At 63.1% G+C, this 21280-nt stretch carries 25 protein-coding genes; 17 read left to right on the top strand and 8 right to left on the bottom strand.

Going from position 1 to position 21280, the window contains the following annotated elements; translation table 11 throughout:
* Window positions 1-223: 223 nt before the first annotated feature.
* Window positions 224-454 (top strand): DUF3551 domain-containing protein, encoded by a 231-nt coding sequence (locus BDOA9_RS36520; RefSeq protein WP_445291828.1) that lies wholly within the window; start codon window positions 224-226, stop codon window positions 452-454.
* A 441-nt stretch (window positions 455-895) separates the two neighbouring features.
* Here the strand turns inward: BDOA9_RS36520 and BDOA9_RS29940 are convergent, their stop codons facing one another.
* Window positions 896-1123, bottom strand: a complete 228-nt coding sequence (locus tag BDOA9_RS29940; protein ID WP_024343260.1) for a hypothetical protein — start codon at window positions 1121-1123, stop codon at window positions 896-898.
* A gap of 131 nt (window positions 1124-1254) precedes the next feature.
* Between BDOA9_RS29940 and BDOA9_RS29945 the strand changes: the two genes are divergently transcribed.
* The 6 genes from BDOA9_RS29945 (at window position 1255) to BDOA9_RS29970 (ending at window position 5647) form a co-directional block, all read left to right on the top strand.
* A complete protein-coding gene (locus BDOA9_RS29945) occupies window positions 1255-1452 on the top strand; it encodes a hypothetical protein (protein ID WP_042336888.1) in 198 nt (65 codons plus the stop codon).
* Between the two features lie 98 nt (window positions 1453-1550).
* Window positions 1551-1871 (top strand): hypothetical protein, encoded by a 321-nt coding sequence (locus tag BDOA9_RS29950; protein ID WP_025037633.1) that lies wholly within the window; start codon window positions 1551-1553, stop codon window positions 1869-1871.
* Between the two features lie 24 nt (window positions 1872-1895).
* Complete coding sequence (locus BDOA9_RS29955; RefSeq protein WP_025037634.1) at window positions 1896-2516, top strand: hypothetical protein; 621 nt, start codon at window positions 1896-1898, stop codon at window positions 2514-2516.
* A gap of 152 nt (window positions 2517-2668) precedes the next feature.
* Complete coding sequence (locus BDOA9_RS29960) at window positions 2669-2854, top strand: hypothetical protein (protein ID WP_025037635.1); 186 nt, start codon at window positions 2669-2671, stop codon at window positions 2852-2854.
* Between the two features lie 148 nt (window positions 2855-3002).
* The gene (locus BDOA9_RS29965) at window positions 3003-4289 is read left to right on the top strand and encodes an NRAMP family divalent metal transporter (protein ID WP_025037636.1); all 1287 of its coding nucleotides are present in this window, start codon (window positions 3003-3005) and stop codon (window positions 4287-4289) included.
* Window positions 4290-4432: 143 nt separating this feature from the next.
* Window positions 4433-5647, top strand: coding sequence for a mandelate racemase/muconate lactonizing enzyme family protein (locus BDOA9_RS29970; protein ID WP_025037637.1), 1215 nt, complete (start codon window positions 4433-4435; stop codon window positions 5645-5647).
* A 4-nt stretch (window positions 5648-5651) separates the two neighbouring features.
* Here BDOA9_RS29970 and BDOA9_RS29975 read toward each other — a convergent pair whose 3' ends face one another.
* The 4 genes from BDOA9_RS29975 to BDOA9_RS29985 form a co-directional block, all read right to left on the bottom strand.
* Entirely contained in the window at window positions 5652-5930 is a 279-nt protein-coding gene (locus BDOA9_RS29975; RefSeq protein WP_025037638.1) for a hypothetical protein, read from the bottom strand.
* A 132-nt stretch (window positions 5931-6062) separates the two neighbouring features.
* Entirely contained in the window at window positions 6063-6584 is a 522-nt protein-coding gene (locus tag BDOA9_RS29980; protein ID WP_025037639.1) for a PRC-barrel domain-containing protein, read from the bottom strand.
* A gap of 99 nt (window positions 6585-6683) precedes the next feature.
* Window positions 6684-6806: a hypothetical protein gene (locus BDOA9_RS39925; RefSeq protein WP_256375413.1), complete on the bottom strand. Its 123-nt coding sequence runs from the start codon at window positions 6804-6806 to the stop codon at window positions 6684-6686.
* A gap of 5 nt (window positions 6807-6811) precedes the next feature.
* Entirely contained in the window at window positions 6812-7021 is a 210-nt protein-coding gene (locus BDOA9_RS29985) for a hypothetical protein (RefSeq protein WP_025037640.1), read from the bottom strand.
* 331 nt (window positions 7022-7352) lie between these two features.
* On the opposite strand from BDOA9_RS29985, the gene BDOA9_RS29990 reads away from it, so the two are divergent.
* Window positions 7353-7769, top strand: coding sequence for a hypothetical protein (locus BDOA9_RS29990; RefSeq protein WP_244521542.1), 417 nt, complete (start codon window positions 7353-7355; stop codon window positions 7767-7769).
* A 73-nt stretch (window positions 7770-7842) separates the two neighbouring features.
* Here BDOA9_RS29990 and rocF read toward each other — a convergent pair whose 3' ends face one another.
* On the bottom strand, window positions 7843-8820 hold the full coding sequence (gene rocF / locus BDOA9_RS29995; RefSeq protein WP_025037642.1) for an arginase: 978 nt from the start codon (window positions 8818-8820) through the stop codon (window positions 7843-7845).
* Between the two features lie 260 nt (window positions 8821-9080).
* Here rocF and BDOA9_RS30000 point away from each other — a divergent pair, with 260 nt between their 5' ends.
* The 9 genes from BDOA9_RS30000 (at window position 9081) to BDOA9_RS30040 (ending at window position 17177) form a co-directional block, all read left to right on the top strand.
* Complete coding sequence (locus BDOA9_RS30000) at window positions 9081-9341, top strand: hypothetical protein (protein ID WP_025037643.1); 261 nt, start codon at window positions 9081-9083, stop codon at window positions 9339-9341.
* A 236-nt stretch (window positions 9342-9577) separates the two neighbouring features.
* A complete protein-coding gene (locus BDOA9_RS30005; protein WP_025037644.1) occupies window positions 9578-10186 on the top strand; it encodes a TetR/AcrR family transcriptional regulator in 609 nt (202 codons plus the stop codon).
* A 127-nt stretch (window positions 10187-10313) separates the two neighbouring features.
* Complete coding sequence (locus BDOA9_RS30010; RefSeq protein ID WP_025037645.1) at window positions 10314-12035, top strand: FAD-dependent monooxygenase; 1722 nt, start codon at window positions 10314-10316, stop codon at window positions 12033-12035.
* Between the two features lie 48 nt (window positions 12036-12083).
* A complete protein-coding gene (locus BDOA9_RS30015; protein ID WP_192859631.1) occupies window positions 12084-13109 on the top strand; it encodes an ABC transporter substrate-binding protein in 1026 nt (341 codons plus the stop codon).
* 20 nt (window positions 13110-13129) lie between these two features.
* Window positions 13130-13906, top strand: a complete 777-nt coding sequence (locus BDOA9_RS30020) for an ABC transporter permease (protein WP_042336811.1) — start codon at window positions 13130-13132, stop codon at window positions 13904-13906.
* Window positions 13903-14703, top strand: a complete 801-nt coding sequence (locus tag BDOA9_RS30025) for an ABC transporter ATP-binding protein (RefSeq protein ID WP_025037648.1) — start codon at window positions 13903-13905, stop codon at window positions 14701-14703. The genes BDOA9_RS30020 and BDOA9_RS30025 overlap by 4 nt, the downstream gene beginning before the upstream one ends.
* Entirely contained in the window at window positions 14703-15515 is an 813-nt protein-coding gene (locus BDOA9_RS30030; RefSeq protein ID WP_025037649.1) for an ABC transporter permease, read from the top strand. Before BDOA9_RS30025 ends, BDOA9_RS30030 begins: the two co-directional genes overlap by 1 nt.
* 11 nt (window positions 15516-15526) lie before the next feature.
* The gene (locus BDOA9_RS30035) at window positions 15527-16138 is read left to right on the top strand and encodes a glutathione S-transferase family protein (RefSeq protein WP_052363124.1); all 612 of its coding nucleotides are present in this window, start codon (window positions 15527-15529) and stop codon (window positions 16136-16138) included.
* A 67-nt stretch (window positions 16139-16205) separates the two neighbouring features.
* On the top strand, window positions 16206-17177 hold the full coding sequence (locus tag BDOA9_RS30040) for a VOC family protein (protein ID WP_025037651.1): 972 nt from the start codon (window positions 16206-16208) through the stop codon (window positions 17175-17177).
* 44 nt (window positions 17178-17221) lie between these two features.
* On the opposite strand, the gene BDOA9_RS30045 is transcribed toward BDOA9_RS30040, so the two are convergent.
* Together BDOA9_RS30045 and BDOA9_RS30050 are read right to left on the bottom strand one after the other, a co-directional pair.
* Window positions 17222-19963, bottom strand: coding sequence for an EAL domain-containing protein (locus tag BDOA9_RS30045; protein WP_025037652.1), 2742 nt, complete (start codon window positions 19961-19963; stop codon window positions 17222-17224).
* A 59-nt stretch (window positions 19964-20022) separates the two neighbouring features.
* The gene (locus tag BDOA9_RS30050) at window positions 20023-21249 is read right to left on the bottom strand and encodes a FecR family protein (RefSeq protein ID WP_025037653.1); all 1227 of its coding nucleotides are present in this window, start codon (window positions 21247-21249) and stop codon (window positions 20023-20025) included.
* Window positions 21250-21280: the final 31 nt, after the last annotated feature.

Raw genomic sequence — 21280 nt, forward strand, 5'->3', positions numbered from 1 at the left:
CGAACCGATCTGGATCATGATTGTCTCTCCGTTTCGCTTTCGTTGGTCGGCCACGGCGAGCGCCGAGTTCAGGACGATCTGGTTTCAGCACTGTTTCAGCCGTGTTTCGTCAAGCGGGATTGCCTTTTGAGGCTCCACTCCTTTTCGGGATGTTCTATAGTCCGTCGGCATCTAAATGATGGAGGGTCGAATGCGACTCACTCTGCTTATCGGGGTCCTGCTGATGGGACTTTCTTCAGCAGCAAACGCCCGCGATTATCCGTGGTGCGTCATGGGGGGCCAGGCTGGCCCTCCCGGGGAGTGCATGTACGAGACCAGAGAGCAGTGCCTGGCTTCGGCATCCGGACGGTGGACCAGCTATTGCGATATCAATCCGCGCGTGAGATTCCAGCAGCAGGCGCCGCACCCGACAGCGTGTGACCCCCGCAAGCGCCGATGCCCGCCGAAATCGTGACTCGTTCAGCGCAAGGCACGCGCCCGGCGCGCGCTACTTGCCGCGCTTTTGCGTGACGCCGCGCAGCGCGATGTCGTGCTGCCAGGCGCACACCCGCACGGCGGCTTCGCTCCGGTTGAGCTCTGCGGCAATCTCGACGGGCCGGCGTCCGGCTTCGGCGAGGTTTTCAGCTGCTCATGCTGGTCCGCCGTCCACCTCTTCAGCAAGGGACAGCGTGATTGCACGGTTGCAGCTAGCTCACCCGTGATTCAAGCACCGCGACAATCGGCCGAGACGGACAAAAGTCAAGCCCGCGACGGATCGCTCCGCGCGGGCTTGTTTCGAGCGCAGGCTCGGGTGAGACCCTGCCTCAGTGCATGTGACCGATCAGGTAGATGCCGCCGCCGAGAACGATCACGGCCGGGACGGCCCACAGCAGAAGTACGGGCATCGCTGCTCTCCTTAGTTCGAGGTGCAGACCTTGACGGTCTTCATGCCGGCCTCGGCTTCCGACCTGGTCTTGTACACGGTGTCGCCGCTGACGACGGTGGTCTCAGTCGTCGTCGGCTTCGACTCGGTGATGGTGCACTTCTTGGTCTTGACGTCCTGCACCACGTAGAACGATTGCGCAAACGCGGGAGCCGCAACTGACGTCAGCACGGCGGCGGCAATGATTGCTTTGATATTCACTGTGTCCTCCTCCAGTAGCCCGGGTCCTCCGGGCGTGTGTTCTACAAACCCGACCAATTGCCACTTGTTCCCGTCATCCCCCCTCGAACCAATTGCGGCCGATTGCGTTGATGCGCGAACAGGAGGCTTCGATGCTCGACTTGCGGCTCGTGACGACTTCTCTGGCGGTGCTGGCTGCCCTGATCAGCGTGGCGCTGGCCGAGCCCGTCAAGGAACAGGCTGCCCCTGTGGTTCAAAGCGCCAATGAAGCCCGCCCCATTCGCGTGATCCTCCCGGCGCCGTGGGAGCCCACCAAGGGCCAGGCCGAGTCCGTGCAATCTTCGAAGTAGCAGCGGCCAAAGAGCCGCAGCGAACTCCCCAGACCGTAAGCAACCATTTCGAATCTCACCTGTTGTCGCCGGCACAATCACTTGCAGGAGACAACAACATGAAACGTCTGACAGTTCTGGCCGCAACCTTGCTGCTGCTCGGTGCGGTGCCCGCAGGCGCCCAATCGCAGCCGGCGCAAAGCGGGCCGGGCAACAACGCCGTCAACAGCTCCGACCGCAACAACTCCAACGCACCGGTCGCGGGCCGCAACAGCTTCACCGAAGGCCAGGCGAAATCGCGGATCGAGGATGCGGGATATTCCAACGTCTCCGGCCTGCAGAAGGACAACGAGGGCGTCTGGCGCGGCAAGGCCGACAAGGCCGGCACCAAGACCGACGTCAGCGTCGACTTCCAGGGCAACGTCAATCCCGCCAAGTAATTCGCGAAATCAGGAGATCCAGACATGACGACCACCATCTCTCGCCTGTATGACAATTACGCAGATGCCGAGCGGGCCGTGGCCCGGCTCGAAGCCGCCGGCGTGCCGCACTCCGACATCAGCCTCGTCGCCAACAATTCGGACAATTGGTACGGCGCCTCGCGCAGCAAGGTCGATCGTGACCGCGACGGCGTCGACGATCGCGCCGAAGGCGCCGGCACCGGTGCCGGCATCGGCGCCGGGCTCGGCGGCGCCGCCGGCCTGCTCGCAGGTCTTGGTCTCCTTGCCATCCCCGGGCTCGGCCCGGTGGTCGCGGCCGGATGGCTCGCCTCGACTGCCGCAGGCGCCGCTGCCGGCGCGGCCACGGGCGGAATCATCGGCGCGCTGACCGAGGCCGGCGTCTCCAGGGAAGACGCATCGCGTTATGCCGAGGGCGTCCGCCGCGGCGGCACGCTGGTGTCTGCGAAGGTGCCGGACCAGGACCGCGCGCGGCTCGATGCGCTGCTGCACGAGCGATCGGTCAACCTTCAGGAGCGCAGCGCCGCCTGGCAGAAGTCCGGCTGGAGCGACTTCGACGCCTCGAGCCCGCCCCTGTCGCCGGAGGATATCGGCCGCGAGCGCGAGCTCTACGGAATGCGGCGATAGGGCAGCAGGGCCCCGACACGACAAAGGCCCCGCGATGCGGGGCCTTTTTTTGACTTTATCTCAAATGCCGCAAAGCGGATTCGGCGAAGTGAAATCTGTTCGCCTCATGCTGGGACATGTCGCCTGGACGGGGGCAAACCGGAGAGATCTCCATGTACTACGTCGCCGCTGCATTGCTGGTGCTGTCGGGACTGTTCTATTCCGCGAGCCGTCATGAGCTCGGCCAGTTCGGCGCGGACGTCTGCAGCTACGGCAGCACGTTCTGCAACAATCCGGTGGTCCTCTTCACAGGCGCGGCGCTGGCCGCCGCCTGGGGCATGTTCGTCAGCATCAAGTAGCCGATGCTGGCAATCTAGCCCTGCTTTGCCCGACGGAGCAAACCCGACTTAGCATTTTCGGAAATAAGCCGCCCGCGTCGGCAGCGGGAACTTATGGCATTCGATTCGCATTTGCTAAGGACGACGTCCGCACCGTTCGAGCCCGTTCATGAGCGACAGCGCCCTCACCCCGACGAAATCCGCGCCGACGCTGCTGCAACGGCTGGGCCCCGGCCTCGTCACCGGCGCTGCCGACGACGATCCGTCGGGCATCGCCACCTATTCGCAGGCCGGCGCGCAATTCGGCTTCGGTCTTTTGTGGACGGTATTTCTGACCACGCCGTTCATGATCGCGATCCAGCTCGTCAGCGCGCAGATCGGCCGCGTCACCGGCAAGGGGCTCGCCGCCAACGTCATGAAGGTCGCGCCGCGCTGGACGGTGCTGGCGCTGGTCTTTATGCTGGTCGCCGCCAACACGTTCAACATCGCCGCCGACATCGCCGCGATGGCCGAGGCGCTCTCGCTCGTGATCGGCGGCCTCAACCACGAGCACGCGCTGATCTTCGCGGCCGGCTCGACCCTGCTGCAGGTATTCGTACCCTATCGCCGTTATTCGCCGGTGCTGAAATTCCTCACGCTGGCGCTGTTCGCCTATGTCGCGACCGCCTTCACGGTGCAGATTCCCTGGAGCACGGCGCTGCTCGCCGCGGTGTGGCCGAAGCCGAACGTCAGCGCCGACTATCTCCTGATGGTCGTGGCCGTGCTCGGCACCACCATCAGCCCCTATCTGTTCTTCTGGCAGGCCTCGCAGGAGGTCGAGGAGATGAACCAGGGCACGCGCGACAAGCCGCTTCGCGAGCTCAAGCGCGGCGGCAGTCACGAGCTCGACCGCATCAAGATGGACACGGTCTCCGGCATGCTGCTGTCCAACGGAATCGCCTTCTTCATCATCCTGACCACCGCATCGGTGCTGCACGCCAACGGCGTCACCAATATCGGCTCGGCGACGGAAGCGGCCGAAGCGCTGCGGCCGCTCGCCGGCGATTTCACCTTCGCCCTGTTTGCGACCGGAATCATCGGCACGGGCCTGCTCGCGATTCCGGTGCTGGCCGGTTCGGCGGCCTACGGCGTTGCCGAGATCTTCGGCTGGCGCGCCACGCTGGAGGCCAAGCCGGACGAAGCGGCCGGCTTCTACACCATCATCGCCGCGGCGACCCTCATCGGCTTCGGCCTCGGCTTCACCGGCATCGACTCGATCCACATGCTGGTGTGGAGCGCGGTGCTCAACGGCATCGTCGCCGTCCCCATCATGGCGATGATGATGCTGATCGTCTCGAGCCGCACCATCATGGGCCGCTTCAGGGCCCGCTCCTGGCTGATCGCGCTGGGCTGGCTCGGCACCGCGCTGATGGCGCTCGCCGTCCTCGCTTTGCTCGGCTCGTCCGTGATCGGCTGACGCAAGCGCTGCTTCGGACGCGCTCCCGCATTGCATCGCTGCGCCCTTCCCGCCGCCCTGCGCTTGGCTTAACAATGCGGTTCGGACCCGGCCTTCAGATCGGGCCGCAAAAAACAAGCCCGGCCGGGCGAGTAGGGAGCGACATGACCAATTCATCCAAAGCAGCAAGCCTCGAGATCCTCGCCTGCGATGCCGGCTGGAGAAACTATCATTTCGTCAAGCTGACGACCGAGGACGGCATCGTCGGCTGGAGCGAATTCGACGAGGGATTTGGCTCGCCTGGCGTCGGCGCCGCGATCCAGCGCCTCTCCGCGCGGGTCATCGGGCAGAACGTCTTCCATCACGAGCGCATCTTTGCCGAGTTGTTCGCGGCAACGCGGCCGGCGGCCGGCGGCGTGGTGGCGCAGGCGTTGGGGGCGATCGAGAATGCGCTGCTCGATGCCAAGGCGAAATCGCTCGGCGTCCCCTGCTACGAGTTGCTCGGCGGCAAGATCCGCGATCGCGTCAGGGTCTACTGGTCGCATTGCGCCACATGGCGCATCAACCACCCGTCCTGGTACAAGCCGCCGATCGAAAGCCTGGACGGCGTCAAGGCGATGGGGCGCGAGGTGCGCGAGAAGAAGTTCACCGCGCTCAAGACCAACATCTTCTCCTATGACGAGGGCAAGCCGACCGGCTGGCGCCCCGGCTTCGGCTCACCCTTCGCGCCCGAGATCAACGTCGACCGCAAGATCCTGCGCGACCTGCACATGCACCTGGAAGCGATCCGCGACGGTGCCGGCCCCGACGTCGACATCCTGCTCGACTGCAACTTCAACGCCAAGACCGAAGGTTACCTGAAGATCCTGCGCACGATAGCCGATCTCGACATGTTCTGGGTCGAGATCGACAGCTTCAGTCCGGAAGCGCTCGGCTACATCCGCCGGCAGAGCCCGCACCCGATCTCGTCCTGCGAGACGCTGCTCTCCTTGCGTGAATTCCTGCCCTACTTCCAGGCACAGGCCATGGACGTCGCGATCGTCGATACGCCCTGGAACGGGGTCTGGCAGTCGATGAAGATCGCAGCAGTGGCCGAAGCCTTCGAGGTCAACGTTGCCCCGCACAATTTCTACGGCCATCTCTGCTCGATGATGAACGCGCATTTCTGCGCCGCGGTACCGAACCTGCGTATCATGGAGATCGACATCGATCGTCTGTCCTGGGATCGCGAGTTGTTCACGCACGAGCCGGAGATCGAGAACGGCCATCTCGTCATCCCGAGCCGGCCCGGTTGGGGCACCGAGCCGAACGAGGAAGCCTTGCGCGCCCATCCGCCGAAGACCAGCGGCGGGCTCCTCAATTACGGTCGCAAGGGCTGAGCAGCTACGGCGTCACGGGATTGACGGCCGGAGAGGTCTTCGGCCGCTGCGGCTCGATCGGCGATTTCGGGTCGGTCGGGAGCACCATGGCGCCCGCGGCCCGTGCCGCTTCGCCCGTGGTCGCAAACATCGCGACATGGGCCGGCTGTGTCCTGGCCCGGCTCCACGGGCCGTGGTCGACCACGAGCATGGCTGCAATGGTCACGCCCGCCACGATCAGCGCGATCACGCCGGGATGGCGCAGGGCCCTGGACATGGAGTGCGCGAAGCGAGCATGTGTCATCGAGCGATCCGCATGTTTCCTACCGCAGGTTAATTCGCTCGAACGCCCTCCAGTTCCCCTTTCGCGAGCAGGTTCCCAACGACAAAGAGGGCCTCCAGGCGGAGGCCCTCATATCCATCGGGTGTCGCTCGGTTAGTTGTAGTCCGAATACTTGAACTGCGGGAGAGCCTTCAACTGCTCCTTGTTTCCGCTCATGACCGCGTGGTCGGGCACCCAATCATTGGTGTTGCGGCTCGTGGCGTTGGTCGATGCCGCACCGGTCGTGGTCTCTCGCGAGGCGGCCGTGTTGCTAGTCGAGTTGCTGGTCGAGCTGGTCCGGACCGGCTCCTCCACGAACTTCAGCTTGTCGATGGCGACGGCGATATCGTGCTCGCCCATCCCCAGGAAGCCCCCGACGCCGATCACCACCGCGTTGATCTTGCCGCTCTTGTCGACGAGCAGCTCGTTGATGTCGCCGAGCTTCTCGTTGGCCTCGTTGTAGACGGTCAGGCCCATGAGCTTCGAGGCGCGCCAATTGTCCTTGAACATCATCTTGTCAGCCGGCTGCGCGGTGGCAGCCGGAGCCGCCTGATCGGCCGGCTGAGCGGATTGCGCCAACGCGGCGCCGCTGATCAGAGCGCTGCCGATCAGAGCTGCGGCAAAAGTGGTCTTCATCGATCGTCTCCTCCAGTGAGCGGGCAACCGGATGGATGCCCGCCCATGAACGTCTGGACATTTCACTTGTTCCCGGCAGTGGACCTCCGGGCGCACGCTCTAGTCCTCGAACACGACGCGCAACACCGTCACGATGGTCGCCGAGATGAGACATGAAATCGCAAGCAAGGTCCAACTCGGCCTCGTGCTGGCGCGGGCCACGCGGACGACGAGCATCTTCATGCACGTCAACATTCATCCCTGGGAAGTCGGTGCAGGTAGGCTATCCCGAAAGAGGCGAGCTCTTCGGTATCGCTTGGGTGCGCTTCCCATCTCCTCTGCAGATGGCGTTCCAGCAGACAGCGCCTTGTGTCGTGGGCGGCGACCTCGGGGTGCCGCGCCCGGTACACTGTCCAGGCGGTTTCCGCGGCGTTCTTCAAGGCGATGTCGTCGTCCATGCTCGTTCCCCGAAAAACCGAACCTCGTCGCGGGCCAACTCAAGGAGACTTCCAAGGTTTCCGCTTTTTCCCGGCTTACGACCATTTAATGATTCATGGCGATTTGATCAGATGGCTCGGCGCGTCGCGTGCCGCTCGGGGGAACGACCGAACCACTCGCGAGCTTTTGGCGAACTGATCCGGATGGCATGCGTTGCCCTTCAAGCCCGAGCTCTCGGGTGACGCCGCCCCGGCGCCGAGCACCCATTGCCCCTCGCCGCCGGGGCCTATCAGCAACCATTGCTCATTCTTCCCGTTATTGCTGGGGCAATGTGATGTGAGAGGTATGTCGATGAACAAGATTGCAATGTCAGCCCTGATGGCCGGCGCTCTTGGCCTGAGCTCGATCGCAGCAACATCTCCCGCCGAAGCCCATTGGCGAGGTTGGGGACCTGGCATCGCCGGCGGCCTGGTCGCAGGCGCCGTCATCGGTGGCCTTGCCTCCTCCGCCTACGGCTGGGGACCCGGCTATGGTTACTATGGCGGTCCCCGCTACTACGGTGCCGGATATTACGGCGGCCCCTACGCCTACGACTACGGATACGACGAGCCCTACCGATGGGGTGGTGGCTACACCACCACTTACTACACGGCGCCCGTATCCTACGGCTATCGCTATCGCCGCGTCGTGCGCCCCGCCTACGCCTATTACGGTGGGTCCTATCCGGTCGTTCGGCACCACTGGCATCGGCACCACCGCCACTGGTGAGAGCAGCCGCTCAGGCGCCACGAGGGCCGCGCTCGACATGGGCGCGGCCTTTCGCATGAAGGCATGGCGGCCATCACTCGCCCGGTGCGATGGCATTGCTCGGCGTCGGCCGGTCGGTGATCTGCTGGCCGAACAGGCTGCCGATCAGCTCGACCGCCGTGCGCGCGGTCCGACCGCGTTCGTCCAGGAACGGATTGAGCTCGACGATGTCGACCGATCCGACGACGCCGGAATCGTGCAGCAGCTCCATGATCAGATGCGCCTCGCGATAGGTGGCGCCACCCGGCACGGTGGTGCCGACGCCCGGCGCCACGCAAGGGTCGAGGAAATCGACGTCGAAGCTGACATGCAGCACGCCATTGCTGGCCTTGACGCGTTCGATGACGCGGCGGATCAGGACGGCGACGCCGAACTCATCGATCTGGCGCATGTCGACGATCCTGATCCGGCGCGAGCGCATCAGCTCCTTTTCGAGCTTATCGATCGAGCGCGCGCCGAACAGATCGAGCTTGTCCGGGCCGATCGAGGCGCGCGGATCGTCGCCAAGCAGGCCGTCGAGCCCGGGCTCCCCGCACAGGAACGCGGCTGACATGCCGTGCATGTTCGCGGTGATCGTCGTCTCAGGGGTGTTATAGTCGGCATGGGCATCCAGCCACAGCACGAACAATTCGCGGCCGCGCTCCTGCCAATGCCGCGCCATGGCATTGACCGACCCCATCGACAGCGTGTGATCGCCGCCGAGAAAGATCGGCAACGCACCTGATGTCGCGATCTCATAGCCTCGTTGGCTCAGCACGCGCGTCCAGCGCTGGATTTCGCGGTAGTGATTGGCGTTTTCGGGCGGCCTGTCGCTGAGGTCCCGCACTTCGGCGACGGACAGATCGCCGTGATCGACGACCTCGAAATCGAGGCTTTCCAGCAATGTCGCAAGCCCGGCGGTGCGCAGCGCCGCAGGCCCCATCAAGGTGCCGCGTTGCGAAGCCCCCATGTCGATGGGAGCACCGAGCAAGGCGATGCGCCGGGCTCGATCCGTCATCGTCCGATCGGTCACGGCTGTCTCCTGACATCAGCAAGGCCACCCCAGCCTAACAGAGATTCGCACCCGTCGTTTCCCGGGGAGCCGCGGCCATCGGCTTATCATCAGGAACAAAATTCCCTGCGCTGAATTGCCCATCCAAGGCCGGCACCCGCCGTCAATCACGGCGCCTGTCGCGGATAGCCAAAGGTCACCAAGACCCGCTGTTCAAAACGAGCGCTCGCGCGGATAGCCAAAGGTGCCGGCTTCGATCATCACGCCTGGAGGTCGCGCCCTTGAGCACGGAGATACCGCAATCCACGTCCCAGCCCGGCATGGCCGAGCGTGCCATCGATACGGCCGCGGACGTGTCCCGTACCATCGGTGAAGTCGCCGGAGGCCTTCACGCAGCCGTCGACCGCCTGACCTCCGCTGTCGAGGAATCGCGCAAGCCCGGCGGGGCACTCGCGACGGTTTCCGCGATCACGCGCGAAGCGCCGCTTGCGAGCCTGTTCGTCGCCTTCCTCTTTGGCGTCGCGGTCGCGCGGCGGCGGTAGCTTTTCGAACGGCCGCCCCTTCGGTGAGACCGTCCTCCATCAGGACCGGCGTGGCGCTGCGGTTTAGCCCCCGAGCCCACGTGCCGAAGGTACTGTAGCATCTGCTGCGGTTCCGTAGCCCCCGCACGGCTGCCCCTTGCGCTCCCCATCAGCCAGCCTCACTCCGTATCGGTTGACTCGCGGTCAATCCGAATGGTTAGGTCATGCCGTCAGAGTTCAATGGCTGAGTCGAACCGGTGGCCAATGCACGAAAGAAGAAACGCGCCGACATTCCGGCTCGCGACCGAATTCTTGAAGCTGCAACCAGACTGTTTACCCAACGCCCGTTCGACGAGATCTCAGCGGAAGATATTGCCCGCGAAGCGGGCGTGGCCCATGGACTGACGTTCCACTACTTCGGCTCGAAGGCCAAACTCTACGAGGAAATTTCACAAGCTGCCGCCGATCGCCTGGATCGCATTCATCTGCAGGCGACACTCGCGGGGTCGGCTCCCGAAAAGCTCCGCAGCTTCTTGGTCGCCCATATGGAGGAAGTCCATCGACGCCGGGTGGATTACGTTTTCCATTCGCGGGGCGGTGGGACTGCGGCAATCCAGGACATTTGGGAACGTTCGCGCAGCCACGGAATTCGGCTGGTCCTGGGCTTCTATGGCGTGACTGCGCCCTCGCTTGAACTTGCTGTCGCGACGCGGGCCTGGCTCGGCTATTTCGATGAGCTCGTTCTGGCCTGGGTTCAGGGACAGATCACGAACAAGGCGGCCATCGTCGAGATGGCGTTTCGGCTTTTCCCGGTTGCGGTCGCCAACGCCGAGCTTCTTGGCGAAAAGAATCTTCCATCGGTGTGACAGAGGGTTGATGGCGCATACCGCGCCGCGTCATTGACTGCCAGTCAAAATTATATTGACTGGCAGTCAAAGTTGCGCTTGGTTCTCGGTCGCGAAAAATAATTCAGAGCGATCGGGAGGAGGTCTCATGGAGACCGAAGTGGCAATTGTCGGTGCCGGACCGGTGGGTCTGACGGCTGCCGCCTTGCTGGGTTCGTTGGGCGTGAACACGGTTCTCGTCGAGCGGAATGCATCGACATCGATCCATCCGCGGGGGCATGTGGTGAACGCGCGCACGATGGAAATATTCCGATCGATCGGTTGCGAAGAGCCAATAGCAAAAGCCGGACTGCCTCCAGAGCGCAACGCGGGAGTCTCGTTCCTGTCCCGGCTGACAGGGCCGGATATCGCGGTATTGGCGACGCGGGGCATTCCCGACCGCGACCGGGCACATCAAGCCGCTAGTCCGAGCCGCAAGGCGTCATGCCCTCAGGACGTGCTTGAGCCGATCTTGGCTGATGTTGCGAGAAGCTTTGCGACCGTCAAAGTGCAGTTCTCCACCGAGCTCAAAGAACTCGCGTCCCGACCTGATGGTGTGCGGCTGGAATGCCGTCAGGGGGCCGGCGATCTCATGATCGACGCGCGCTACGTGATTGCCGCGGACGGCGCACGCAGCTTCGTGAGGGAGCGCCTCGGCATCGGGATGACGGGACGAGGACGAATCGGCCGACAGATCGGCATCTACTTCGAGGCCGACCTATGGGAGTTCGTCGAAAAGCGGCCCTATCTGCTGTGGTGGATCTACAACGCCACGACATGCGGAGTGCTCATTGCTCTCGATGGCCGGCGACGTTGGACGTACAATTTCGCCTTCGATCCGGACCAGGAAAGCGTCGAGTCGTTCACGACTGAGCGTTGCGAAGCGATCGTGCGTGCAGCCATCGGCTCTGACGACGTTGCGCTCGAGATCCACAGCATCCTGCCGTGGAGAATGCAGGCCCGCCTTGCGGATCAGTTCAGCAAAGGTCGGGTATTCATCGCGGGGGACGCCGCCCATCCACTGCCGCCAACGGGCGGGCAAGGAATGAACACCGGCATCGGTGACGTGCACAATCTGGCGTGGAAATTGGCCTTCGTGTTGCGCGGCAACGCTCCGGCCTCGCTTCTCGAAAGCTACAACGAGGAGCGCCGTCCTGTCGCTCAGACCAACATCGAGCAGAGCGTTCACAACGCAATGAAGATGGCGGAGACTGGTCTTTCCGGGATGGCAACGCACGACAGCCCGATCGCCAAGATGCTCGAGGGCCCCGATTCCGCGGCAGCGGAGCGTCACATCCGGGAAGTGATCCCGAGTCTTCGCGATCACTTTGACTACATAGGCCAGACATTCGGTCACGCCTACTCCTCCCGATGGATATCGCCTGACGGGACGTCGGCTCCGCCCTTCCGCATTGAGCAGTACGAACCGGTTGCCTGCCCCGGACACCGAGCACCCCATCTCTGGCTGCGGGGACTAGATGACCGGTTGTCGTCGACCGTCGATCTTGCCGGTGCCGGCTACTTCTTGATGCTGACGACGCCCGGCGGAGAAGATTGGCGGCGCGCCTTTGCGAAGGCTTCCGCAGAGCTTCATGTTCCAGGGCGCTCCTGCAGCATTGGCGCGGGCGGCGATTACATCGATCAAGACGGACTCTTCGCCCAATCTTACGGCATCGGTCCGCGAGGAATGGTCTTGATCAGGCCCGACGGCTACGTAGCCGCGCGTAGCTTTCACGCGGTGCCCGATCCAGGAAAATTTTTCGAACGTGCTCTTAGAACGGCATTGGCGGGAGCGGACATCAGAAGCGACGAGGAGCCGTCCGCCGCTTGAGAGCAACGCAAGCTTACGAAAATAACAAAAATGCCAGGGAGGGACTCTATGAAGAAGGGAATGCAATACACAAGACGAGCGTTGAGTGTTGCGATGATCGCTCTGGGCGCCCTGCACGGCTCCTCGCAGGCGCTCGCACAATCGCCGGTCCCGACGACGATTGCCCTGCCGGCTCAGTCGCTCCTATTCGCGCCGCTCTACATCGCGCAGGAGCGCGGCTTCTTTCGTCAGCATGGGATCGAGCCGAAGGTCATCTATGTCGCCGGTCCCGGCGTCATCAACGCGATGCTCGGCAAGAGCGCAGACTTCTCGTTGATCTCGGGAGGTATCCAGATTGCGGCCGCGGCCCGAAATCAGAAACTGGTCGCGATAGCCAATACACAGGATCGCTTCACGACGGATATCGTGATCCGCGACGCTGTAGCAAAAAAACTGGAATTGCCGCCGAACGCCGACGCGATGGCGAAAATCCGCGCTTTGAAAGGACTCACTATCGGTGTCGATGCAATCAACGGTCTTCCCTACAGTTTCCTGCGGTTCGTCGCGATCAAGGCGGGAATGAACCCGGAGACCGATTTCACGATTACCGCGCTACAGCCGCCCGCGATGGTCGCGGCGCTCAAGGCGGGTACGATCGACGCTATGGTGTTCTCGCCCCCGTTCTCTCTCCTGGCCGTCAAAGAAGGGGGTATTCGATGGCTGTCGGGACCAGAAGTATCTCTCCCCGAGTTGAAGCCCTTTCCATATAACGTCGTTCTGGTTCGGCCGGGCTACTGCGATGCTGAAACGGTGCGCTGTCGGGGATTCGTGGCGGCTCTGAAAGACGCAATCGCGTTGATGAAAACGGACCGCTCCGCGAGTCTGGAGGCGCTCGGTAAAACATTCGACAAGATGGAGCCTGATATCCTGAAGGCATCCTACGAGGTGTTTGCTCCGTTCGCCCAGCCGGACATGAAGCTGACGAGCGCGATGCTGGACAACGTCATCGCCTTCGATCGTATCAGCGGAATCATTCCTCCTGACGCCAAACTGCCCTCCGAAGCAGAACTGTATCTAACGGCGTTCACCCCGTAGAGGGCGGCGGATAAGAACCTATGAGTAGAGCAACCTTCGACAGGATCGTATTCGGAACCATGCTTCTGCTTGTTTGGCAAGCAGCAAGTGTTTGGACCGGGCCCGAGTTGATAAGTTCGCCGCTTCTCGTTGGACAGCAGCTGTATCACTGGTCGCTCAACGGCGTCCTGAGTGCTAACGCAGGCTATACCTTGCTGGCTGCCGTCCTCGGATTTGTCATCGGCGGATTGCCCGGCTTGGCGCTTCCCTTCATCCTGCGGAAACGGCCGTTCGTGACTGCGGTGCTCGATCCATTCATTTTAATTGGATACGGGCTGCCGAAGGTCGCGTTCATCCCCCTCTTCATTATTTGGTTTGGAATCGGCATCTGGAGCAAAGTTGCACTCGTCGCTAGCGTCAGCTTCTTCCTCGTGTTCTTCAGTACGATGGAAGGCGTTCGAGGCGTCGATCCTCGCCTGCTCCGGATGGCAAAGGTTGCTGGCGCGAGCGAAACGCAGTTGTTGCGCACCATCGTCTGGCCTTCTGCCCTGCCGTTCATTTTTCAGGCAGTGCAGGTCACGCTACCGCTTTCAATTGGCGGAGCAGCCATTGCCGAACTGATCTCCTCGAACCGAGGCTTGGGGTATCTGGTCCAATTTTCCGCGGGAAATTTCGAGGTGACGGGCGCACTCGCCGCGGTAACAGCCCTCGCGCTGGTCGTGGCCGTGACCAACGTCGGGATCGACCGGTTGCACGACCGCCTGTTGGCTTGGAAGCCTCCTCATCCCAAAGGCACGAGTTCGGGAAGCCTCACATGAGACTGAATGGCAGTAGGCCGCTCCTGGATGTTTGCGATCTCGGCAAACGCTTCCAAGGGCAGAGCAAAGACGGCGATCGCTGGGTCGTAGAGGGCATGTCGTTTGCGCTCTACGAAGGTGAGTTCGTCACGCTGATCGGCCCCTCGGGCTCCGGCAAATCAACGTTGCTCAATATGATCGCGCAGATCGATATCCCTTCAAATGGGGAGATATTGTTTCGCGGCGAAGTCATCAACGACTCGCGCCGCAGCAGGCCTTCTCCGGGATGCGGCGGTCGCATCGGATATGTGATGCAAGACGATAATCTCTTGCCCTGGCGGACTCTGCGGGAGAATGTCGAGTATCCGCTCGTTGTCCAGGGTCGACTAAACAGCGAGACTAGGGCGCGCGTCGACGAACTGATCGAGACAGTTGGGCTAGGCGGCTTCGAAGGGTATTACCCTCACCAGCTTTCCGGCGGCATGCGCAAGCGCGCGTCCATCATCAGGACGCTGGCCTACGATCCGCCGGTCATCCTGATGGACGAACCATTCGGGGCGCTCGACGCTGAATCTCGGCTCCATATTCAGTCGGATCTCGTCAAGTTGTGGCAGCGCGGAGAAAAAACCATCCTGTTCGTCACCCATGACATCAATGAGGCGATCGCCCTTGGAGACCGGACGATCACGCTGACGAAGTCGCCCGCTTGCGTCCGAGGCGAACACGTCATCGACATCCCACGCCCGAGAGCACTCGACAGCATCGTGACCGCACCGCAGTTCCCGGGCTTGTTTAGCCGAATCAGGGCGCAAGTCTGATGCCGAATTCGTCGATCATCTCGGCAGGTCAGTCGCAGACGGCGATCGTTCCGTCGCCATTGATCATCGCGCGCACGGCGGTCGCCGTCGTTCTGGTTGGCATCTGGCTCGCCGCCGCGCGGGCATATCCAACGCTTGTCGCGACGCCGCAAGCCACTCTCCAGAGGGTCATGGAGCTGATCTCGAATCGAGATCTTTTCCCGATGATGGCGACGACCGCAGGAGAGGCCGGCATAGGCCTCATGTTGGGAGCGGGTCTCGGTGTTGTGCTTCCCTTTCTGGTCCAACTGTCGGCGCGGCTTCAGGCAGTGCTAGAGCCGTTCGCCCGAGCCGCTGTTGGAATTCCCAAGCTGGCGCTGAGTCCCATCCTCATCCTGTGGTTCGGTATTGGTCTTGGATCGAAAATCGTGCTCGTTGCCTTGATGACCTTCTTCCTGGTCTTTGTCGCGACAGCCGCCGGAATACGATCCATCGGCCCGAATCTGGTGCAAACCGTATCGATCTTCGGTGCAAGCAAGATCGAAGTGGCGCGCGAGGTGATCTGGAATGGCGTCCAGCCGTTTGTGTGGACGGCGCTGCGGGCCGCGCTTCCATGGGCCATCAATGCAGCGCTTGTCGGCGAATTTCTCGCGGCCGAGAACGGCGTAGGTCACTACATCGAGCAATCCTACAATTCTGCAGACATTGCGGGCGTCTATGCCGGCATAGCCTTGATCGTATTCATCGTCTTCGCGTCCGACGCGGTGCTCATGGCGTTGCAGCGGCGTCGTCTTGCGTGGCGTCCTGTCGATCGGGATGTCGTTTTGCATTAATCGGGAGACGAATGATGAAGCTCTACTTTGCACCTGGCGCCTGCTCGATCGGCATTCACTATCTGCTGCAGGAGATCGGGTGCCGCTTCGAACTGCGTAAAGTCGATATTCGCAACGGAGAGAATTTTCAGGCCTGGTACACGGCGGTCAATCCGAAACGCAAAGTGCCTGCGCTCGAACGTGCAGGCGGGTCGGTGCTCACCGAATTCCCCGTGATCGCGCGATATCTCGCCGAACAGGCGCCTTCGGCGGGCCTGATGCCGTCTGACCCGGAGACGCTTCTGAGCGCAAGCGAGCTGACCGAGTTCATCGTTTCGACCATCCACATGCAGGGCTTCTCGCGCGCGTTTCGTCCGGGCAAATTCGCGATGGCTGAAGCAGACCATGAGGCGACGCGGGCGCGCGGGCGAGAGATCATCCAGGAAGGACTTCTCGTCGTCGATCGTCACCTGCGACAGAACACAGGGCCATCATTCGCCGATGGCGCGCTGTTCTACATTCTTTTCTGGGCTTGCGAGCGTCTCAAGCTCGAAGTTCCGGCGGCGTGCGCCGCTCGCTGGACCGAATTCAAATCCCGGCCTTCCGCGCAACGCGTATTCGCAGCCGAAGAAATAGCCCTTTAGGCCTGCGGGGCCGTCGCGGAAAATCAAGGCAACGCATCGATCTGGGAAACGGCGGAGGAAACGGTTCATGGCACTCAAATCATTGGGCTACGTTGGCGTAGAATCGACCAAGCTCGACGACTGGGAGGGCTTCGCGACGCGGCTGCTGGGCATGCAGAAGGTCGACGCGGCCGCCAAGGTTCGGGCGTTTCGCATGGACGATCGACAGCAGAGGCTCGTCGTGACCGGCGCTGACAGTGACGGTCTCGGCTTCCTTGGCTGGGAGGCTGAAAGCAAGGCGGATCTCGACGAATTGGCCGCTCGTCTGGATAACGCCGGCGTGGCTGTTTCCAAGGGCACGCGCGCTCTCGCGGACGAGCGCCGGGTCGCGGATCTCATCGCGTTTCGCGATCCGGGAGGCCACCGTGTGGAAGTGTTTCATGGGCAAGAGATCTCGCCCGACCCGTTCAAGCCCGGCCGGCCCATCTCGGGCTTCAAGACCGGCCCTCTTGGGATGGGGCACGTCGTTATGAACGTCGCCACGGTGGACGATCTGTTGCCGTTCTACCGTGATCTATTGGGCTTCCACGTTACGGACTATGGTCTGTCGCCATACCCGCTCTACTTCCTGCATATCAACGGCCGCCACCATAGCTTTGCTATGGTCGGCTCGGGCAAACGCAGCTTCCATCACTTCATGGTCGAGATGCAGAGCTTCGACGATGTGGGGCAAGGCTATGATCTCGCCCAGCTCGAAGAGGGTCGGATAGCCTATACGCTCGGTCGCCACACGAACGATCACATGACGTCATTCTATGCTCACTCGCCCTCAGACTTCTTCGTGGAGTACGGTTGGGGAGCGCAAGTGATTGACCCCGCAACGTGGCAGCCTTTCGAAACGTTTGATGGCCCGAGCCTATGGGGACATGAGCGACTGCACCTTCCGGAGGAGCAGCGGGCTCGCATGCGCAACATGCGACTAGACGCTGCGGCCCGCGGCGTGCGGGTTCCGGACCCGAACTGCGCCTGGCTTGCCTCGGCAGCGGCCAAGGGTCGGTAGGAGACCAGGAGTGATTGTGGAGCGCGCAGGCGAAAGCCGCTCGCTCAGGCGGCGCTGACAGTCTGGAGTTCAGCCGCCAGGAACTGTTTCGCAAATGCGTCAGCCGGCATCGGACGGCCGAAGAAATATCCCTGCCCTTCCTCGCATCCCATGCTGACCAGGAAGTCGGCCGTTGCGCGGTTCTCGATGCCTTCGGCCACGACAGTGAGACCGAGCTGCTTGCTGAGGCCGATGGTCGATCCGACGATGGCGGCGTCGTCGGAATTCGACAGAAGACCGAAGACGAAGGAACGGTCGATCTTGAGGCCGTCGAGCGGAAACTTCTTGAGATAGCTCAGGCTCGCATAACCGGTGCCGAAATCATCGAACAGGATCCGGACGCCGAGATCCTGAATTCGCTTGAACATTTCCAGCACGCGACGCTCGTCATGCAGCAGGATGTCTTCCGTGACTTCGATCTCGAGCAGTGACGGCGTCAGCCCCGTCTCGTCGAGCAGTGCTGCGACCGAATGCGCGAGATCGCCGGACTGAAGCTGCGAGGGTGAGAGGTTGATCGCGACACGCACGTCGTTGCCGGACAATTCCCAGGCCCGCGCCTGACGGCAGGCGGTCTCCATCACCCAGTTCGCGATCCGCTCCGACAGCGCCGAGGTGTGGACGACAGGCATGAATTCGGCCGGCGAGACGAAGCCGCGCACCGGATGCCGCCAGCGGATCAGCGCTTCGGCTCCGACCAGGCTGCCGTCGACCAGGCGAACCTGGGGCTGGTAGAACAGCTCGAATTCACCGCGGTCGGCGGCAAGCGCCAGCTCCCTCTCCAGCGTCAGCCGGTTTTCGAGCTCCTGCCGGATCGCGGCTTCGAACACCACATGGCTGCCGCGCCGCGTCGTCTTCGCCCGGCTCAGCGCCAGATGGCCGTTGCTCAGGAGATCGTCGGCCTTTTGCCCGCCTTCGGGATAGACGGCGACGCCGACGCTGATCCTGACGCGATGCTGCCGGGCGCCAGCTGCGAGGGGGGTTTCGAACGCGCGCGCGATCCGGTCGGCGAACGCCGGCACCGGCTCGCCGAGATCGGCGCAGTCGACCGCGACGGCAAATTCGTCGCCGCTGAGCCGGGCGACGATCGCCTTGCCATCGACTTCGCCCAGGAGCCGCTCAGCGACCGCGCGCAGCACCAGATCGCCGGCGGCGTGTCCGAGCATGTCGTTGATCTCCTGGAAGCCATCGAGCCCGAGCACGAGCAACGCGACGCCGGAAGACCGCCGCTCCGCCGCGACGATCAGATCGGTGAGGTCGACATGCAGCTTGTTCCGGTTGGCAAGCCCCGTCAGCGCGTCGTGTTCGGCGAGATGTCGAATACGCTCGGCTTCGCGTTTGCGGACCGAAATATCGCGCAGGATCGCTCCGTATTGAAAGCCGTCCGTTCCCTGCCAGCCCGAGAAGCTCGCCTCGACCGGGAAGGTTTCCCCGGTCTTGCGCCGGCCTTCGAACTCGACGACGACGGCGCCGCCCGGCACCAGGAGCGCCTGGCGCGCGGCGTCGTGCATGGACGGCCTTGCAGCGCCGTCCGCCGGCGGAGCGCACAGCGTTTCGAACGGGCGACCGATGATCTCCGCCGGCATGTAGCCGAAGATCGCGCTGGCGCCGGGATTCCAGACCGTGATGCGGTGATCCGCGTCGGTGCAGACCAGCCCGTCGCCGAGCGACATCGCGATACGATGAAATCGGCTCTCGGCGATGCGTCCGAGCAGGCTGCGGAAGTCGATTTCGTCGAGCGCAATCGCGGTCAGATAGGCGATGATGGCGATGTGGAATAGTGACGTGTCTATCACGAGCGGCCATCTTGCCTGCACGAAGATTGCGGCCGATCCCATCGCTGCCCCGGAGGCGACCAGCGCTGCGACGCGAATTCCCGGTGCGAAGCGGCGCCACGAATACATCATCAGCAGACAGATCGCCCCGACGCCCAGGATCATGCCGATATCGGACGTCCAGCGCAGCACGCGGTTCTGAAGGATCGATTCCGCGGCAAGCGCCTGCAGCACCGGGCCCGAGATGATCTTCCCATTGGGAACGCTGAAGCGATCGCCGAGCTCGAGTGCGGTGGCGCCAATGATGATCTTCTTGCCTTTCAGCTTGTCGAGCGTGGCTTTATCGCCGCGCAGCACGTCGACATAGGAGACCATCGGAATGGACGCCGAGCTGATGCTGAAGTCGATCAGAAAGGGCGGCCGACGGTTGGCGTCCTGCCCCGCCAGCACGACGGCCATCGAAGGCATGAAGGCGTCGCCGAGCTTCTCGCCGAACGGATAGCGGCGAACCAGCCCATCGGATTCGATCGCGACGTTGACGACGGCCGGCCACGACTGGTTGCCGAACGACTTCAGCGGGCGGTTGACGTGGGCTGGCCCGCCTTTCGGCGTCGGCTGCTTGAAGGATGGCAGGATCGTCGAGCCGCCGGCGTCGCGCAACGCCTTGGCGAAGGCCTCGTCGGAGGCCGGGTCGGACGGCGTGCTGAAGTCGACATCGAAGGCAATGTCCTGCACGCCTGCCGCTTCCAGCCTTTGCAGCATTTCGGCATGGAGACGGCGCGGCCAGGGCCACACCCCGATCTGGTCGATCGACGGCGCATCGATGCCGATCACAACGATGTCGCCGGTGGCCTCACGCGTTTGCCACTTGAATCGGAGATCGGTGAGCGCATTGCGAAGCGCCCCGTGCCAGCCCGTGGACAGCACCACCGCGAGCGCGACCACGACGAGAATATGCGGCCGATAGCGTTTCACCCGATCCTCCCGCGCACCCGCCTGCCTGCGGGTGCCCTTCATCCCTTTAGAAAATCGCCTCAGTGCCGGTTATGGCCGTACCCGTTGCCATGGCCGTTGCTGCCATTTCCGTTGCCGTTGCCGTTGTTGCTTCGGCCATGGCCGGTGGCACCCTTGTTGCCGTTGTCGTGGCCCTTGTTGCCGCCGTTGTCATTGTTGCCGTTGCCGCCGCCGTTCCCGTTGTTGGCGCCGGGGCTATCGCTGGATGCACCGGCTGTCGCGGCGGCGATGGCCGCGCTCGCGCCGGCCGAACTGCCAGCCGAAGCTCCGCCAGTCGTGATGACCGCAGTCTGGACGGCGCTGTTCGACCCTGACGTGCTGGTCTTGCCATCGCTCCAGACCGTCTCGCTGCCGGAGCTTGCGTTCCCCCTGCGCACCTGACCGGGTGCGTCGCCGCCATGGGCGAGCCCGCGTGTGGCCTTGTGGACATTCAGCTTGACCTCGCCGAGTGCGCTCGAGATGCGCACGACGCCGGGCTTGGCGACGTGACCAGCAGCCGCCTGATACGACGGCTTCGGCGCAGCAGCCGTCTTGTTGCCGTTGTCGATCGGACCGAGCGCATGGACGGCAGGGCCATTGGCCGCATGGCGCGGCGCCGACAGACCCGATTTCGGCACCGGGACACGCTCGATCGTGGGCACGCGTGGCTTGCCCTGCTCGATCGGATTGAACATGCCCGCACCGCTCAGGCTGAGACCGGGCTTGCCGTGCTCGAAGACGGTGGCCGCCTGTCCGGGCATCACTTGTGCGACCTGCCCGGTCTTGAAATCGGCGACTTCGACCTGGCCGCGGAGCACGCCGACCTTGGTGCTACCGACACCGACCGTGACGCTGAACTGGGTGCCCTTGACCACGGCGGCGAGGTAGGGCGTCTCGACCTCGAAATGCTTGACGTTGCGCTTCTCGACCTCCAGCAGGATCGAGCCTGCCTGCTGGATGATGGTGGTCGGCAGCCCGTCCTTCTTCTCGGCCGGCAAGCCCACCACCGAATTGGGAGAGATCAGGATCGTTTCCTCGCCGCGGACGAGGAGCACGCGCCCGTTGCGGCCGGTGCGAATGGTGTCGCCAGGTTTCAGCGTTCCGTCTGATGTCAACGACACCTGCTGGGCGCCGCCCGTCGCAAGCCAGACCTCGCCCGAGGATTTGCCGACGGACCACATACCGTCGTCCGCAGCGAGTGCACCGGAGGCCGTTCCCAGGATCAGCGCCGCCGCCAGCGCGCGTCGCATTCCAACCTTACCGAACATGATGCTCCTCAGCCCCGCGTTTCAAGCCAAG

The organism is Bradyrhizobium sp. DOA9 (genome assembly GCF_000617845.2).
In the GTDB taxonomy this organism is placed as follows: Bacteria; Pseudomonadota; Alphaproteobacteria; order Rhizobiales; family Xanthobacteraceae; genus Bradyrhizobium.

Excerpts from the sequence above, each read along its gene's own strand:
- BDOA9_RS29970 (WP_025037637.1), top strand. The coding sequence starts at position 4,433 with ATGACCAATTCATCCAAAGCAGCAAGCCTCGAGATCCTCGCCTGCGAT.
- BDOA9_RS39925 (WP_256375413.1), bottom strand. The coding sequence starts at position 6,806 with ATGAAGATGCTCGTCGTCCGCGTGGCCCGCGCCAGCACGAGGCCGAGT.
- BDOA9_RS36520 (WP_445291828.1), top strand. The coding sequence starts at position 224 with ATGGGACTTTCTTCAGCAGCAAACGCCCGCGATTATCCGTGGTGCGTC.
- BDOA9_RS30050 (WP_025037653.1), bottom strand. The coding sequence starts at position 21,249 with ATGTTCGGTAAGGTTGGAATGCGACGCGCGCTGGCGGCGGCGCTGATC.
- BDOA9_RS30020 (WP_042336811.1), top strand. The coding sequence starts at position 13,130 with ATGAGTAGAGCAACCTTCGACAGGATCGTATTCGGAACCATGCTTCTG.
- BDOA9_RS29975 (WP_025037638.1), bottom strand. The coding sequence starts at position 5,930 with ATGACACATGCTCGCTTCGCGCACTCCATGTCCAGGGCCCTGCGCCAT.
- BDOA9_RS30030 (WP_025037649.1), top strand. The coding sequence starts at position 14,703 with ATGCCGAATTCGTCGATCATCTCGGCAGGTCAGTCGCAGACGGCGATC.
- BDOA9_RS29980 (WP_025037639.1), bottom strand. The coding sequence starts at position 6,584 with ATGAAGACCACTTTTGCCGCAGCTCTGATCGGCAGCGCTCTGATCAGC.
- BDOA9_RS30035 (WP_052363124.1), top strand. The coding sequence starts at position 15,527 with ATGATGAAGCTCTACTTTGCACCTGGCGCCTGCTCGATCGGCATTCAC.
- BDOA9_RS29950 (WP_025037633.1), top strand. The coding sequence starts at position 1,551 with ATGAAACGTCTGACAGTTCTGGCCGCAACCTTGCTGCTGCTCGGTGCG.
- BDOA9_RS29960 (WP_025037635.1), top strand. The coding sequence starts at position 2,669 with ATGTACTACGTCGCCGCTGCATTGCTGGTGCTGTCGGGACTGTTCTAT.
- BDOA9_RS29965 (WP_025037636.1), top strand. The coding sequence starts at position 3,003 with ATGAGCGACAGCGCCCTCACCCCGACGAAATCCGCGCCGACGCTGCTG.
- BDOA9_RS29990 (WP_244521542.1), top strand. The coding sequence starts at position 7,353 with ATGAACAAGATTGCAATGTCAGCCCTGATGGCCGGCGCTCTTGGCCTG.
- BDOA9_RS29945 (WP_042336888.1), top strand. The coding sequence starts at position 1,255 with ATGCTCGACTTGCGGCTCGTGACGACTTCTCTGGCGGTGCTGGCTGCC.
- BDOA9_RS30015 (WP_192859631.1), top strand. The coding sequence starts at position 12,084 with ATGAAGAAGGGAATGCAATACACAAGACGAGCGTTGAGTGTTGCGATG.
- BDOA9_RS30010 (WP_025037645.1), top strand. The coding sequence starts at position 10,314 with ATGGAGACCGAAGTGGCAATTGTCGGTGCCGGACCGGTGGGTCTGACG.
- BDOA9_RS29955 (WP_025037634.1), top strand. The coding sequence starts at position 1,896 with ATGACGACCACCATCTCTCGCCTGTATGACAATTACGCAGATGCCGAG.
- BDOA9_RS29985 (WP_025037640.1), bottom strand. The coding sequence starts at position 7,021 with ATGGACGACGACATCGCCTTGAAGAACGCCGCGGAAACCGCCTGGACA.
- BDOA9_RS30025 (WP_025037648.1), top strand. The coding sequence starts at position 13,903 with ATGAGACTGAATGGCAGTAGGCCGCTCCTGGATGTTTGCGATCTCGGC.
- BDOA9_RS30040 (WP_025037651.1), top strand. The coding sequence starts at position 16,206 with ATGGCACTCAAATCATTGGGCTACGTTGGCGTAGAATCGACCAAGCTC.